Below are 13,905 nucleotides of genomic sequence, written 5' to 3'. Positions count from 1 at the left end.
GCGCCCGTCATAGTGGGTAAAGAGACATCCAGCAATGTACGTGGGTGTCCGCAAGGTTCAATCCTGTCGCCGGTGCTGGCCAATATCTATCTGCATCATGTGATAGATATTGGTTTGATGAAATCAGCCGTTCCCATATCCATGGACGGGCAGAGATGGTGAGGTATGCTGATGACATGGTGTTTACTTTCCAGTATCCCAGTGAAGCTAAACGTTTCTACAAGGTATTACCTAAGAGACTGAATAAGTATGGCTTGGAGTTGCATGAAGACAAATCGCAATTAATTCCTGCGGGTCACATTGCGGCAATGTGAGCTAACCAGTCAGGAAAACGCTTGCCAACGTTCAATTTTCTGGGATTTACCTGCTATTGGGGGAAAACGCGAAAGGGTTTCTGGCGACTGAAATTTACCAGCCGAAAAGACCGTTTCGCCGCTAAATTGAAGGGACTCAGGGACTTTCTATGGAAGAATCTGAGTACCGACAAACGGCAAATCCTGAATACCGTCATCAGAGTGATCAGAGGCTGGATAAATTATCACGGCATATCTGATAACCAGAGACGAGTTGGGCAGTTTATCTACCAAAGTATGCGAATAATCTATAGATTCCTCCCTGAGCCAACAATCAGTTTATAACGGTGTATAACATTTCGAGTTATGATAGCAAGAGTATAAGCGGTCAGCACGGCTCCCACCCACGGAAGCCAACGACCAACAAATGTAGCAAGACTGGTCGTATAAGCCCACTTGCCTTTCAACAGTTGTCCCCATGTAATGGTTTTGCGTCTCGCAACGGAAAGAGGACTTGTACCTTTGGTAGCGCCACCTCCTGCCTTACCAGGCGCGTCTAACACTGGTAGACTCGCCAGCATAGAAGCAATAGCGACTACATCGACAACAGTAAACTGTTTTCTAACCAGCTCGGTTTTTAATGATGAAGATCGTATCGTTATTTTTAAAAACCGGGCTGAATCGACGGGCTTGTGACTAACTGATTTTAACTACAAGCATCTTATACAAGACGCTGAAGTTCAGATTCATTCTGTTCAGTGAGAGATAATTTCACGGGTACAGATTTTGAAGTTGGCGTACCCGTACCATCACCGATACTTTCCATTGGCACTAATGGGTTAGTTTCTGGGTAATAAGCCGCAAGATTTCCGCGAGGAATGGTATAAGGAACCAGCTTAAAACCCGAAACTTTGCGCTTAATACCGTCATTCCATACAGTCTCGATATCAACCAGATCGCCAGCCTGATACCCCGATTGGGCAATATCTTCCGGATTCATGAATAGCACTTCCCGCTGACCATAAACCCCGCGATAACGATCATCCAGTCCATAAATCGTGGTGTTGTATTGGTCGTGCGAGCGCAGGGTCTGCAACGTGAAAGGAACATCAGTGCCTTCAATTTGCGGGAACAGTGTTTTTGGTAACGGAGCATGGCTGAATTCAGCTTTTTTGCTTGGTGTGGCAAAACGTAATTCAGCCGCAGCATTGCCAAGATAGAAACCACCGGGGTGTTCGCATTTTTCATTAAAACCATCAAATCCTGGAATGGTCGCTGCAATGTGATCGCGAATTTTATTGTAATCCCCTGCTAATTCCAGCCAGTTAATCGTCGCGGTATTACCTACTGTCGCATTGGCAATGCCTGCAACAATCGCAGTCTCAGAACGCTGGCTATCAAATAACGGCTTGTTCACGCCCTCTGAGGCATGAACCATGCTGAAAGAATCTTCTACCGTCACAAATTGCGATCCTGTGGCTTGAATATCTCGTTCAGTACGGCCTAATGTCGGCAGGATAAGAGCACCTTTTTTACCGGTAACAAGATGACTCCGATTTAATTTTGTGCTGATGTGTACGGTCAAATCACAGTGTTTAAGGGCTTCTTCTGTTCGTGGGCTATCCGGAGCCGCTGCCGCAAGATTCCCACCCAGTGCGATCAACACCTTAACTTCATCACGCAACATGGCACTCAACGCTTTCACAACGTTATGACCATGAGTACGAGGTGGCTCGAAACCAAAATGGGCTGCCATGCTATCCAAGAAAGGTTTGGCTGGTTTCTCATTAATCCCCATTGTCCGGTTGCCCTGCACATTACTGTGACCACGCACCGGACAAAGCCCGGCACCGGGTTTACCCAACTGACCAAAAAGCAATTGAAGGTTGACGATTTCACGCACAGTAACCAAAGAGTGTTTGTGTTGAGTGATCCCCATCGCCCAAGTACAAATGACGCGCTCAGCGTTCTGGTAAATGGTTGCCGCCTCGCGCAATTGTGCTTCAGTCAATCCCGATTGATCCTCGATAAATGACCATCCGGTTGCAGCGACTTCTTGTAAGTAAGCATCCACTCCTTCGGTATAAGTTGAAATAAATTCCAGATCAAAAATACCTGATTTGCCTTCGGCCAGTAGGAGGTTATGGGTTTCCAAAAGTGCCTTCACAATCCCGCGCACCGCAGCCATATCTCCGCCAAGTTTGGGCTGATAGTAACGGTGGCTAATTTCCCCTGCCATTGGGGTGATGACTTCGAGCGGTTTTTGTGGATCTGCGAAACGTTCCAAACCGCGCTCACGCAAAGTATTAAATGTGACAATGCGAGCGCCATGTTCAGCAGCATGCCGCAAGCTATGCAACATCCGAGGATGGTTTGTACCGGGGTTTTGGCCGAATATAAAGATGGCATCAGCATGATCAAAATCTGGCAGCCGAATGGTGCCTTTCCCAACTCCCAAACTTTGCAACATGCCGTAGCCACTGGCTTCATGGCACATATTGGAACAATCAGGGAAGTTATTTGTTCCCACCACGCGGCCAAACAATTGATACAGCCATGAGGCCTCATTGCTGGCACGCCCAGAGGTATACAGTTCAAGCTGATTGGGGTTCTCCATTGCCTTTATATGGCTGGCTATCAGGGCAAAAGCATCATTCCAGCTAATCGGCTCATAATGATCCGTTTGCGGGTTATAGCTCATTGGTTCAACCACACGGCCTTGATATTCAAGGAAATAATCACTTTGTTGGTAGAGTTTACTCACGCTGTAAGTTGCGAAAAATTCCCGATCAATATGCCGACGAGTCGCTTCCCAAGTGACTGCTTTGGCACCGTTTTCACAAAAACTGAAAAGGCTTTTATTGTCATCTCCCCACGCGCATCCGGGACAATCAAAGCCTCTGGGCTTGTTCATGCGCATCAGGTTAACCATATTTTTCAGTGCCTGTTTACTATCAAAGACAAATCGGGTTGTTGCCTCCAGTGAACCCCAGCCACCAGCAGCCGCATGGTAAGGTTTTATTTTTGATTTGAATTTCATAAAAATCTCTATTTTTTATGTCGTGGTCAACACAGACTGGCCACAGATTTGCAGGTGAACCAATAACGCCGATTTCATCCATTGGCGGCTTACCACCGATGTAATCATAGGGACGAACCGAGTAGTCATACTTCACGATATAACCAAAAAACAGGTGATGACCACTTTTTTATAATCATACTCCTATCCATTCATTATGGTAGTTATCCCGTGGTTACATCACGAAAAAACCGAGTTATTGTATGAGAGATACTTGTGGATAGCGTTGTTCACGATGTTTAGTAACGGTCATGAATAACGACAATAAATAACGACAATAATGTGATGGAGATCAAATATATGATATCAGAGGTCAAGTGGTGAGTAAGGCTTCTATTCAAAAGCTGCTTTGATAACAATTTAAAATATACATATTAAATTATATCATTAGGTTACATTCATTATATCAACACAAGCAAATATTGATATAAACATTAATTTAGCAATTCAATAAAACTCCATTCTATTATTTACATTTGAAATTATTATAGTGCTCTCTTTATATTATGAGTATAAACATCAATTACTCGTTATGTTCAGCAAGTAAATGTTGAACATAACGAGCAAAAACGCTATTTCTTGATACAAAATTTACTCTTCCCACCATACAGATATGATTCCTTTCTTTCATATCCCTTCCTTAGTATGTCCAACACAAACGCTAAATTTCCCTGATGCTGAGCACTTGTATTACCAAACCCTAATAGATAAGATTAGGTTATGAATATCAACGCACGATAATATATTATCAAAGAGATGATATAATGCAAGAATTGAACAATAAAAAATCAACCGAAGCTGATACCCTGTTATCCAACATAGCACAAAATATTGATTTTTTAATGAAAAAAAACAATATAGACCCGCAAACCCTGAGCAGATTGACAGGTCTGGGAATCGCGACTATTAATAGCCTCAGACGGGGTGTCGGAAACCCCACTATCGCAACTATTTCATCCATTGCGGATGTATTTGGTGTAAACCTTGGTGAAATTACCGACAACAAATTGTATAAGTCAAATGAAAACGAAGAAATTATTTCAACAATACCTCTAATTCGTTATGGCGACTTGGATAGCTATATAGCCGGAAAAACAGTTAATACAAATTTATATAAAATAAGTATTAATAGTCATCATGAATACTCTCTTTTCGCAGTGGAATTTTCAAACAACTTATTATCTCCGTACTTCGACAGCAACACGGTTGCCATTGTCTCCAAAACCGAAAGCTTTTGTGATAGTGATGTCGTTCTCGTCAAAATTAAAGATGCACCGATTTGCTTTAGACAAATTTTTGTAGGTGAAAGTGGAATTTATTTTTCTATATTAGGGATTGAAAACGAGCCTAAAACTATATTAACTCATAATTACACAATAATTGGAGTTGTGATTAAATCAATTAAAAAATTAAAATAGGATTTTCATCATGAGTAAAATAATTGATTTTTTCAAAAAAACATTTAAACCTCGTTATATATATAGTTTACAAAAATTTGAACCAATAAAAGAAAATGGATTTTATATATTAAAAGAACTAGGTACTCATACATGTATAAAAGCCACCGCAGAAGATATTTTTGATAGTGAGTTATTATATAATATAAACCCCATTGATATCATATTCATAACTCGGTTTGAAGAGTATGATATGAGAGAAAAACAGAAATTCGAAATAATAGAAGAGAGAAGAGATCTTTCATTCACAATACAGAATGCTTATTCTCGCAGAGAAATAAGTGGAAAGGAATTGCTGATAGATCAGAATATAGTAGATAAATTAGATCCAACAAACCTTGTAAAAATAGCCTATATGTCTGGATTAAAAGACGGAAGAAAAATTTCTGATGAAATTTCAAGAACAGAAAAAATAAAATCATCTAATCCCACGAAACTAAAGGTAATAAAGTGACACACTCTTATCCCAACAAAACAAAATTCAAATATGATTCTCTATTTGTTGCTTTATCTGTCACAATAATGGTGACTTGTGATGTTCTCGTCTATAAGACTCTAGACTTTGGTGGTTTTAAAATCACATTCAGTGGGATCTTATTCTCTTTTTATTTCTTAATATCTACAATTCAGACAGAGGTTTATGGATATCGGCAAGGAGTCAATACTGTCTGGATAATAGTTCTATGCCAATCAATTTTTGTCATGATTATCTTTGCCGCATCGCATGCACAACCAGAAAACAATCAAATATCAATGAATTTTCAAGCACTGTTTGGGGAATTCTGGCGAGTCATGGTAGGAACATGGACTTCAGTACCTATTTCTTATTTTATAAACGGATTCGTCATATCTTCTTTAAAAAAAGTCTTCCTTGGTCGATTTTTTTTCATCCGATATATCATTGCTTCAATGATTACTCAAGCCGCTCTCCTTCTATCAGCCTATCCTATAAGCCTCTCTTCAAAATATAGTTTTAATGAATTAGTGACAATAATTGCAACTACATGGTCTTATAAAGTCGTCATGTCCATCATTCTTCTACCAATAGGCATCTTCTTAGCCGATAAAATAAAAAAATTAGAGTCAACTGATACTTACGATTGGAACATATCATACAATCCATTTCTTTTCAGAGGTAATAAAAAATGAAAATCATTCACTTAACAGACATACATTTGACCCGAAACCGCGGTCAAAAAATGTTTGATGTAAATCCTTATGAAAATTTTGATTTTGTTTGTGATGAAATATGCAGAATAAAAACACTCACTGAAATAGAGTTAATCATCGTATCCGGTGACATTGCAAATGATGGAGATGTTGAAGCCTACGGATATTTTCTGCAAAAAATGGAGTCACTAAAAACACCTTATATAGCGATACTGGGTAATCATGATCTCAAGAATAATTTTGACATCGTACTCGCAGAAAAACAAAACCAGTATATTCTCAATTCCCGCGAGTATAAAAATAAATCCTGGCATTTTATTTCAGTCGATACTGTTGTTGAAGGCGAAGATTTTGGTTTGATATCCGAAGCTAACTTAGCTGAACTAGAAAGAAAAATGATTAAAAACAGCAATGTTAATATCGCTATATTCATGCATCACCATGCTATTCCTGTAGGTACACCAATTGTAGATAGCTGCATGTTAAATAATGGCAAAGAATTACTGGCTCTTTGTGAGAAATATAAAGTTAAATTTATCGGCAGCGGGCATGCACATACTGCACGTATTTGGCATCATAATACGATGACAACATGTGTTGCTCCCGCTGTTGTATTCCAATGGCTACCGGGTATAGACACCGTCAAGATATCAAAAGGCTTTGGTTTCAACATCATAGATTTTTCATCTGATGTCTCTATAACGTCGTGTATTTATTAATGTTGATTCCCTCTATTTTTCAAGTTGCAGCGCTGTTAGCTGCGCTTGTTCATGCCGCTATTTCATCCCTCTATTTCATCCCACGACAAAATAAACAAACGTCCCAACATAGTTGCCAATTACATACCCGACTGTACCAATCACCATTATCGGACCGACCAGATTTATCCAACCACGGCTGATTGCCATTGCAGCAGCGGTTGTTGGCCCGCCGATATTGGCATTACACGCCAGAATGCTTTCTTCAAGGCTGAATTTAAACACTTTGCCTACAGCAAAGGTCAGGATCAAGTTGATCATGGCAATCACAAAGACGAAAGCAAATAGTAGTGGCGCATGACTGATGATGGCTTGAATGGAAGCGGGTATGCCAATCACCACAAAGAACATATAGATGGCGTAAGTACCCAATTCCTGAGTACCGTTCAGCTTGCTGAATGTCTTTCTAAATATCGAGACGATAATAAAAGTGACAGTAGTAAGCAGCAGATATTTGTCGGAAATCAGGCTGAAAACCAGTTCTTGATAAATGTTATTTGGTTGTCCAAGCAGGCTTTTTAACCATGATGAAAGATTAAATGACAGTGCGACAATAAAAATCGACCATGCCAGCGATAAGGCTATGTCTTTCAGGGCAATATTTTTCGGTTTCCAATAAGCCGCTGCCAATGGCTGAGATTTATTCAAATCAGGCGTATTTTCAACCATGTCAGTATAGGGGCTGCCCCAGAATTTTCTCGCCACTCCCCAGCCGGATAAGACCATCAGGATAATAAAATAAGCTGCCATCATAAAATGATCAGCAACAATGGTCGATGCCACCATGCTTTGGGACGTTTCCAGCTTGGCAGCCATTGCCGCAAAGTTAACACCTCCTCCTGTGTAAGAGGCGGATATCATGCCACTGATTTTATCTAATTCGGGTATGTAGGCCCTGAAAAGCCAGAAAGAAACGATCGTGCCAATCATGGTAGCAATGGAAGAAATCAGGAAAATTATCAATAACCGTCCGCTCTCTTTAAAAATACTGTGCAGATTAGTTTTGAACAATAATAGAGGGATCGCCAATGGCAGGATGTACTCCCAGACAGCATCGTAAGCCGGTGCCGCAGTAGGAATAATATGTAAATTGGAAGCAAAGACCGCAATTATCAATGCAATCACGGCTCCCGGTATTTTAGATGCCCATTTGAAATGCTGCTCAGACATTATGGCGGCAGCAACAGCAATCATAATAAAAGCCCAGAGCATTAATGAATTATCGGCTGCAATCAATGTGCTCTTCATTATTTATCCTGATATTTTCCAAATAAAAATAAGATATTTACTCACTGACTCATTAAAGTATTTACTTATTAAAAGCGTGGAATTTCATCTATTGCACCATAAATGGCAGTCCGGTTTTCATAAAATGCCCACATGGAGTTACCGTAATCAAAATGCCACCATTCAGTCGGTAAATTGGTGAACCCCACTTGCGTCATGGCTTGATACAGTAATCGGCGATATAACATGGCAGGCATATTTTTTTCTGGCTCTTCTTCTAATGCTGCGGTATAGGAAAGTTCACTGACTTCATCAAACTCTGTTCCCAAAAACAGTGCATGACCAGATTTCATGTCGAAGAGCGTAACATCCACCGATCCTCCCGTCAGATGCGGGCTGATTTGATTTTTCCCTACAGGTGCCGGAGCCACAAATTGCCGTAATAGTTTCTGTTGTTCTTCAGCAGATAATTCAGTATATTGAGCCGCTATCTTTGCCTGCGTTTTATCTTGCAATGCCTGTTGAGTTTCCCGTGAACGCCAACCATCCAATACTAAAATCCCTAAATGGAAAGGAAGTAATTGCGAAGCCATCACTAATTTTTCAGCCACACTTTTTCTCACCATGCAATATTCAATGGCGCCTTTTATTCCCGCAATATAATAAACCGATGTTTGCTTTAATTTATCTGAACAAGTAATTTTCTCTAAAGATTCACCACATTCATAAATAGGAATTTCATTAATTATTTTCCAATCAAAAACTTTCGTCACTGGGATTTTTTCCACAGAACTTTTTTTCAGATCTATATTTTCAGAAGAAATAGAGAACAACATGTTCGACCTTACGCTGTAATATTGAAATGCAATTATTTAAATAACAATACATTTACAGATTAGCAACACTAGTGAAAACCATCAAATTTTATTTATTTTCTATCATTGAATTAAGTCGCTTTTTAAATTAAATCGTCTTTAAAATTAAAAAGTTAATCAGGTGAAATACCAAATCGTCTGTGACAAAATAAACCGATTTCCTTGATCCCCTAATATCTGGAGGAGGAATACCGAAACGGTATTCATGACACAACATGACGCAAGACCATCAATTACAAGTAGAAGCTATCAAATGTGGCACGGTTATCGATCACATTCCGGCTCATGTCGGCTTTAAGCTATTGTCGCTGTTCAAACTCACAGAAACAGACCAGCGTGTTACCATTGGCCTGAATCTGCCTTCCAATCATCTGGGTAAAAAAGATCTGATCAAGATTGAAAACACCTTTCTGACAGAGCAACAAGCAAACCAGCTCGCCATGTATGCGCCACACGCGACAATCAATAACATTGAAAATTACATTGTAGTAAAAAAGATGCCCATCAATCTGCCAAATCAGATCGACAGTATCCTTGTTTGCCCGAACAGCAATTGCATCAGCCATAATGAACCCGTCGACAGTAGCTTCCATATCATGTCAGAGAAAGACGATGTGGTGTTGCGCTGTAAATACTGTGAGAAAGAGTTTGATCGTCAGGCCGTCATCGATAACGATTAATCCTCTATTCAAGCAATTTACAGGTTCAAATAATCTACAAGCTCAAGCAATTTATAAGAATGTCCTGTATCAATTGATGCGGGACAGAGGATCACTATAATAGCGATCCAGGAAATTTTTCCATTTAGACGTCAAACAGGAGTTTCTAATGTCACGTTCTATCCATACCGAAAATGCACCAGCAGCAATCGGTCCCTATGTTCAGGGTGTTGATCTGGGCAGCATGGTTATCACTTCCGGTCAGATCCCTGTTGATCCAAAAACCGGTGCTATCCCTGAAGAGGTGACTGCCCAAGCCCGTCAGTCTTTGGAAAACGTTAAAGCTATCATCGAAAAATCTGGCCTGAAAGTGGCTGATATCGTAAAAACTACGGTATTTGTCAAAGACCTGAATGACTTTGCTGCCGTGAACGTAACTTACGAAGCGTTCTTCGCTGAACATAATGCGCCGTTCCCTGCTCGCTCATGTGTTGAAGTTGCTCGTCTGCCAAAAGATGTGAAAATCGAAATCGAAGCGATCGCCGTTCGTCGCTAGTTTGTCGTTCTCTCAGCCCTGATAACTCCGGTATCAGGGTTGTTAGCCCCGCCTTGTGTCTCTCTTTTCCTTTCTTGATAACCTTCTCTTTCTTTGTCTCAGATCAACTTTTGAGGTTGTATATTAGCTTAAATGATCTATATATTGTGTTTAAATAAAACAAAATCACTACATATAGATTTTAGTATCTAGTAGTTAGCATACACAAGATTATCCACATCCAAACAAAAAACGAATATTCCTGTCATTTTCGCCTGTGGATAACATATTGAGGAGCCATATTGTGAAAATGGTTGTGACGCAACAGGATGACCGTCAAGCTGACGTTAGTAGAAGCAATACCTGTGGACAGGCTTCCCATGAATGGCATGATCGGCTGGATCAAGAAATTCGTGGCCTGATCGAGCAAAACAATTTCTCTCTGCTCAATGAAAACGCCAATAAAGACAGTAAAGTCATTCCAACCCAGCGTGATTTATTGGCGGGGATTGTCGCTCGACAATATGCCAAGCAGTATATACTGCCGCATGATGTAGTGCGGGCACATGATAAAGGCGAAATTCACTATCATGATCTGGATTACGCCCCGTTTTTCCCTATGTTCAATTGTATGCTGATCGATTTACAGGGCATGCTGACCAACGGTTTTAAAATGGGTAATGCAGAAATTGAGCCGCCTAAATCCATTTCCACCGCCACTGCGGTTACCGCGCAGATCATCGCGCAAGTTGCCAGCCACATTTATGGTGGCACGACCATTAATTGCATTGATGAAGTCCTCGCTCCTTTTGTAAAAGCCAGTTATGACAAGCATCTAGTCATTGCCAAAGAGTGGAATATTGCAGATCAGGCAGCCTACGCAGAAGCTCGCACAGAAAAAGAGTGTTATGACGCCTTCCAGTCTCTGGAATATGAAGTCAATACGCTGCATACCGCCAATGGACAAACTCCGTTTGTTACTTTCGGTTTCGGGTTGGGAACAACGAAAGAATCCCGCCTGATTCAAACCTCGATTCTGCGCAACCGCATTGCTGGTTTGGGAAAAAATCGCAAGACTGCCGTTTTCCCTAAACTGGTTTTTACCATTCGCGATGGGTTGAATCATCGGTTTGGTGATCCTCACTATGACATTAAATTATTGGCACTGGAGTGCGCCAGCAAACGCATGTATCCCGATATTCTCAATTATGATCAGGTGATCAAGGTAACAGGGTCGTTTAAAACGCCAATGGGCTGCCGCAGTTTTCTCGGCGTTTATGAGGAAAACGGTCAGCAAGTTCACGAAGGGCGCAATAATTTGGGCGTTATCAGCTTGAATCTTCCCCGTATTGCACTCGAAGCCAGAGGTGATGAAGCTGATTTTTGGCAACTTTTGGAACAGCGTTTGTTGCTTGCAAAAAAAGCGCTGATGACCCGAATTTCTCGCCTAGAAAATACTAAGGCTCGCGTTGCCCCGATTCTCTATATGGAAGGTGCTTGCGGTGTACGTCTGAAAGCCGATGACAGTATTGCCGATATTTTTAAGCAAGGTCGGGCTTCTATCTCGTTGGGCTATATCGGTCTCCATGAAACGATAAACGCGTTATATGGTCATCACATTCATCTCTTTGATGATGAACAGCGCCAACAAAAAGCCATTTCCATTGTTAAACACTTACGTAAGGCAGTCGATCAATGGAAGCTGGAAACGGGCTATGGGTTTAGTTTGTACAGCACACCAAGCGAAAATTTATGCGACCGCTTCTGCCGTTTAGATGCCGCTGAATTTGGGATGATCCAAGGTGTTACCGATAAGGGCTATTACACCAACAGTTTCCATCTGGATGTGGAAAAGAAGGTCAATCCCTACGATAAACTGGACTTTGAATCCCCCTATCCACTATTGGCAAACGGCGGATTTATTTGCTACGGCGAGTATCCCAATCTGCAACATAATTTAAAAGCCTTGGAAGATGTCTGGGATTACAGCTATTCACGTGTGCCTTACTATGGCACCAATACCCCAATTGATGAGTGCTACCGATGCGGTTTTACCGGAGAGTTCGCCTGTACCAGTAAAGGGTTCACCTGCCCCCAATGCGGCAATCATGATTCAGCTCATGTTTCAGTTATTCGCCGTGTTTGTGGTTACCTCGGCAGCCCAGATGCCCGCCCATTCAACGCAGGTAAGCAGGAAGAAGTAAAACGCCGCGTGAAACATCTCGGCAATGGGCAAGTCGGTTAATGCCATGAATTATCATCAATACTATCCGGTTGATGTGGTGAATGGCCCAGGAACTCGTTGTACGCTGTTCGTATCAGGTTGCTTGCACCAATGCCGTGGCTGTTACAACCAAAGCACGTGGCGGGTCGATTCGGGCCGGCCTTTTACGCAGGTCATTGAAGATCAGATCATCGCTGATCTGAAAGATAACCGTATTAAACGACAAGGTTTGTCATTATCTGGCGGCGATCCTCTGCATCCCCATAATATTCCCAGCGTGTTGCGGCTGGTTAAACGTGTACGAGAAGAATGTCCAGATAAGGATATCTGGCTATGGACAGGCTATATCCTCAATGAATTAAATGAAGCTCAACAAGAAGTGATCAGTTATATCCATGTTGTGGTGGATGGGAAGTTTGAACAAGCGCTGTATGATCCTTCGTTAATCTGGCGAGGCAGTCATAATCAGATCATTCATTATTTAAGATAGAGAATGATTTAAGATAAAAAATGCCCTTAGTGATCAAGCAGCGGCATTAACGCTGCCAATGCAATTTTTTGCCAAAACCGAGGGCATTATTCACCATTTTGATTTCATTTATATCGAGCTGCCAGATTGGGGATTTGGCTGTGAGGGCGATGGGAAAACGGCGGCAATAACGCGTTCTGGCGATAGTTTCGGCTTCACCTGTCAACGGAATGACTTCACCACGAAACTGAACACCTTTGATTTGCGCGATATTACGTGTTTGACCTGCAACAGTACCTGCAACAATAGGATTGTTTTGCATCATCTGACCGTGGCGGGTATTGGATTCGGTCATAAACCAAAATGCCATGCTATCAACATCAAAGACATAAAAGCAGCTAGCGCACCATAGATCTTGAGCTGAAAAAGTACAAAGAGTGAATACATGTTGCTTGGCGAGATATTGACAAATTATTAAAATTTCTTTATTTAAATTCATATATTTCCATATCGTTATTTTATTCAAGTACTCACAGAACACGACTGGTTTTCTATCCAGTTACATGTTCTGTATTTGACTAAATAAACCAAGAGATTTGTATAGAAACACTATAAATTATTTATAAATTTCGGCAACTCCGTTGAGTTGGTTCTGACCCGTTGCAGAAATAACGCGGAAATATGTTGCGCCAGCTTTTTCAGCTTTTTTGGATAACTCTGCGGTCAGGCTATCTAGTGTAGCTGCACCATTAACTGAAACAACACCAATTTTATCTCCCTTAGCAACTTGAACTTCAGTAGCCGCAAAAGAACCGAATGAAACCACACATAATGCTAAAGCTGCGACGATATTTTTTACATTTTTCATATTTTGCTTCTCTGCTAATTTTAAAAACCGAATGAATACCTCGTATGTGTGAGCATGTTATACGCCTGTTCAGGATATGATAATTAGCAATTATTGCTATAATATTTCAATTTATTTGAATGAAAAACACTGTTACTAGTTAATAAATGACATATAATCCAAACAAATTCATTTAGTTATATTAACAAAACATCAAAAAACCAGCTTAGGATCACACTGATAATTATGTTTATAACTGAAACATGAATTAATTTCTTATAGAAACCAAATTGTTGAGATTATTAAAAACAG

The 13,905-nt window shown here is 40.8% G+C and carries 14 protein-coding genes and 1 pseudogene; 9 read left to right on the top strand and 6 right to left on the bottom strand.

The annotated features are described in order from the left end of the window. Positions 1 to 611, top strand: a pseudogene (locus PSI14_RS11900) (reverse transcriptase domain-containing protein); the annotation flags it as partial. Here PSI14_RS11900 and PSI14_RS11895 read toward each other — a convergent pair. Together PSI14_RS11895 and PSI14_RS11890 are read right to left on the bottom strand one after the other, a co-directional pair. Then, entirely contained in the window at positions 602 to 955 is a 354-nt protein-coding gene (locus PSI14_RS11895) for an STM2901 family protein (RefSeq protein ID WP_370688851.1), read from the bottom strand. The pseudogene PSI14_RS11900 and the gene PSI14_RS11895 overlap by 10 nt on opposite strands. Before the next feature lie 59 nt (positions 956 to 1,014). After that, positions 1,015 to 3,333, bottom strand: coding sequence for an FdhF/YdeP family oxidoreductase (locus tag PSI14_RS11890; protein WP_273576087.1), 2,319 nt, complete (start codon positions 3,331 to 3,333; stop codon positions 1,015 to 1,017). A gap of 803 nt (positions 3,334 to 4,136) precedes the next feature. Between PSI14_RS11890 and PSI14_RS11885 the strand changes: the two genes are divergently transcribed. The 4 genes from PSI14_RS11885 to PSI14_RS11870 are packed head-to-tail and all read left to right on the top strand — an operon-like array spanning position 4,137 to position 6,718. Beyond that, positions 4,137 to 4,790 (top strand): helix-turn-helix domain-containing protein, encoded by a 654-nt coding sequence (locus PSI14_RS11885; RefSeq protein WP_273576086.1) that lies wholly within the window; start codon positions 4,137 to 4,139, stop codon positions 4,788 to 4,790. A 10-nt stretch (positions 4,791 to 4,800) separates the two neighbouring features. Then, positions 4,801 to 5,283: a hypothetical protein gene (locus PSI14_RS11880; RefSeq protein WP_273576085.1), complete on the top strand. Its 483-nt coding sequence runs from the start codon at positions 4,801 to 4,803 to the stop codon at positions 5,281 to 5,283. Beyond that, entirely contained in the window at positions 5,280 to 5,978 is a 699-nt protein-coding gene (locus PSI14_RS11875; RefSeq protein ID WP_273576084.1) for a VUT family protein, read from the top strand. The genes PSI14_RS11880 and PSI14_RS11875 overlap by 4 nt, the downstream gene beginning before the upstream one ends. Further along, complete coding sequence (locus tag PSI14_RS11870; protein ID WP_273576083.1) at positions 5,975 to 6,718, top strand: metallophosphoesterase family protein; 744 nt, start codon at positions 5,975 to 5,977, stop codon at positions 6,716 to 6,718. Before PSI14_RS11875 ends, PSI14_RS11870 begins: the two co-directional genes overlap by 4 nt. Before the next feature lie 75 nt (positions 6,719 to 6,793). On the opposite strand, the gene PSI14_RS11865 is transcribed toward PSI14_RS11870, so the two are convergent. Together PSI14_RS11865 and PSI14_RS11860 are read right to left on the bottom strand one after the other, a co-directional pair. Next, the gene (locus PSI14_RS11865) at positions 6,794 to 8,005 is read right to left on the bottom strand and encodes a DUF819 family protein (RefSeq protein WP_273576082.1); all 1,212 of its coding nucleotides are present in this window, start codon (positions 8,003 to 8,005) and stop codon (positions 6,794 to 6,796) included. A gap of 68 nt (positions 8,006 to 8,073) precedes the next feature. Then, positions 8,074 to 8,757 carry a M15 family metallopeptidase gene (locus PSI14_RS11860; RefSeq protein WP_273576081.1) on the bottom strand — a complete coding sequence of 228 codons (684 nt, stop codon included), beginning with the start codon at positions 8,755 to 8,757 and terminating at the stop codon, positions 8,074 to 8,076. A gap of 317 nt (positions 8,758 to 9,074) precedes the next feature. Between PSI14_RS11860 and pyrI the strand changes: the two genes are divergently transcribed. From pyrI to nrdG, 4 genes are all read left to right on the top strand, one after another. Next, positions 9,075 to 9,539, top strand: a complete 465-nt coding sequence (pyrI, locus tag PSI14_RS11855) for an aspartate carbamoyltransferase regulatory subunit (RefSeq protein WP_273576080.1) — start codon at positions 9,075 to 9,077, stop codon at positions 9,537 to 9,539. A gap of 148 nt (positions 9,540 to 9,687) precedes the next feature. Next, positions 9,688 to 10,074: a 2-iminobutanoate/2-iminopropanoate deaminase gene (ridA, locus tag PSI14_RS11850; RefSeq protein ID WP_273576079.1), complete on the top strand. Its 387-nt coding sequence runs from the start codon at positions 9,688 to 9,690 to the stop codon at positions 10,072 to 10,074. A gap of 289 nt (positions 10,075 to 10,363) precedes the next feature. Next, on the top strand, positions 10,364 to 12,298 hold the full coding sequence (nrdD, locus tag PSI14_RS11845; protein ID WP_273576096.1) for an anaerobic ribonucleoside-triphosphate reductase: 1,935 nt from the start codon (positions 10,364 to 10,366) through the stop codon (positions 12,296 to 12,298). A 4-nt stretch (positions 12,299 to 12,302) separates the two neighbouring features. Then, complete coding sequence (gene nrdG, locus PSI14_RS11840; RefSeq protein ID WP_273576078.1) at positions 12,303 to 12,767, top strand: anaerobic ribonucleoside-triphosphate reductase-activating protein; 465 nt, start codon at positions 12,303 to 12,305, stop codon at positions 12,765 to 12,767. A 46-nt stretch (positions 12,768 to 12,813) separates the two neighbouring features. Here nrdG and PSI14_RS11835 read toward each other — a convergent pair whose 3' ends face one another. Both PSI14_RS11835 and bhsA read right to left on the bottom strand, forming a co-directional pair. Continuing rightward, positions 12,814 to 13,245 (bottom strand): YhbP family protein, encoded by a 432-nt coding sequence (locus PSI14_RS11835; protein WP_273576077.1) that lies wholly within the window; start codon positions 13,243 to 13,245, stop codon positions 12,814 to 12,816. 117 nt (positions 13,246 to 13,362) lie between these two features. After that, a complete protein-coding gene (bhsA, locus tag PSI14_RS11830; protein WP_273576076.1) occupies positions 13,363 to 13,614 on the bottom strand; it encodes a multiple stress resistance protein BhsA in 252 nt (83 codons plus the stop codon). Positions 13,615 to 13,905 lie beyond the last annotated feature (291 nt).

The sequence above is a fragment of the Xenorhabdus anantnagensis genome (genome assembly GCF_028598555.1).
Taxonomy (GTDB): Bacteria; Pseudomonadota; Gammaproteobacteria; order Enterobacterales; family Enterobacteriaceae; genus Xenorhabdus; species Xenorhabdus anantnagensis.
The sequence above is the reverse complement of the archived record's forward strand: the minus strand, read 5'-3'. Positions and strand labels throughout refer to the sequence as shown.

Coding starts and splice junctions, on each gene's coding strand:
- ridA (WP_273576079.1), top strand. CDS start 9,688: ATGTCACGTTCTATCCATACCGAAAATGCACCAGCAGCAATCGGTCCC.
- PSI14_RS11890 (WP_273576087.1), bottom strand. CDS start 3,333: ATGAAATTCAAATCAAAAATAAAACCTTACCATGCGGCTGCTGGTGGC.
- bhsA (WP_273576076.1), bottom strand. CDS start 13,614: ATGAAAAATGTAAAAAATATCGTCGCAGCTTTAGCATTATGTGTGGTT.
- PSI14_RS11885 (WP_273576086.1), top strand. CDS start 4,137: ATGCAAGAATTGAACAATAAAAAATCAACCGAAGCTGATACCCTGTTA.
- nrdD (WP_273576096.1), top strand. CDS start 10,364: ATGGTTGTGACGCAACAGGATGACCGTCAAGCTGACGTTAGTAGAAGC.
- pyrI (WP_273576080.1), top strand. CDS start 9,075: ATGACGCAAGACCATCAATTACAAGTAGAAGCTATCAAATGTGGCACG.
- PSI14_RS11835 (WP_273576077.1), bottom strand. CDS start 13,245: ATGAATTTAAATAAAGAAATTTTAATAATTTGTCAATATCTCGCCAAG.
- PSI14_RS11880 (WP_273576085.1), top strand. CDS start 4,801: ATGAGTAAAATAATTGATTTTTTCAAAAAAACATTTAAACCTCGTTAT.
- nrdG (WP_273576078.1), top strand. CDS start 12,303: ATGAATTATCATCAATACTATCCGGTTGATGTGGTGAATGGCCCAGGA.
- PSI14_RS11870 (WP_273576083.1), top strand. CDS start 5,975: ATGAAAATCATTCACTTAACAGACATACATTTGACCCGAAACCGCGGT.
- PSI14_RS11865 (WP_273576082.1), bottom strand. CDS start 8,005: ATGAAGAGCACATTGATTGCAGCCGATAATTCATTAATGCTCTGGGCT.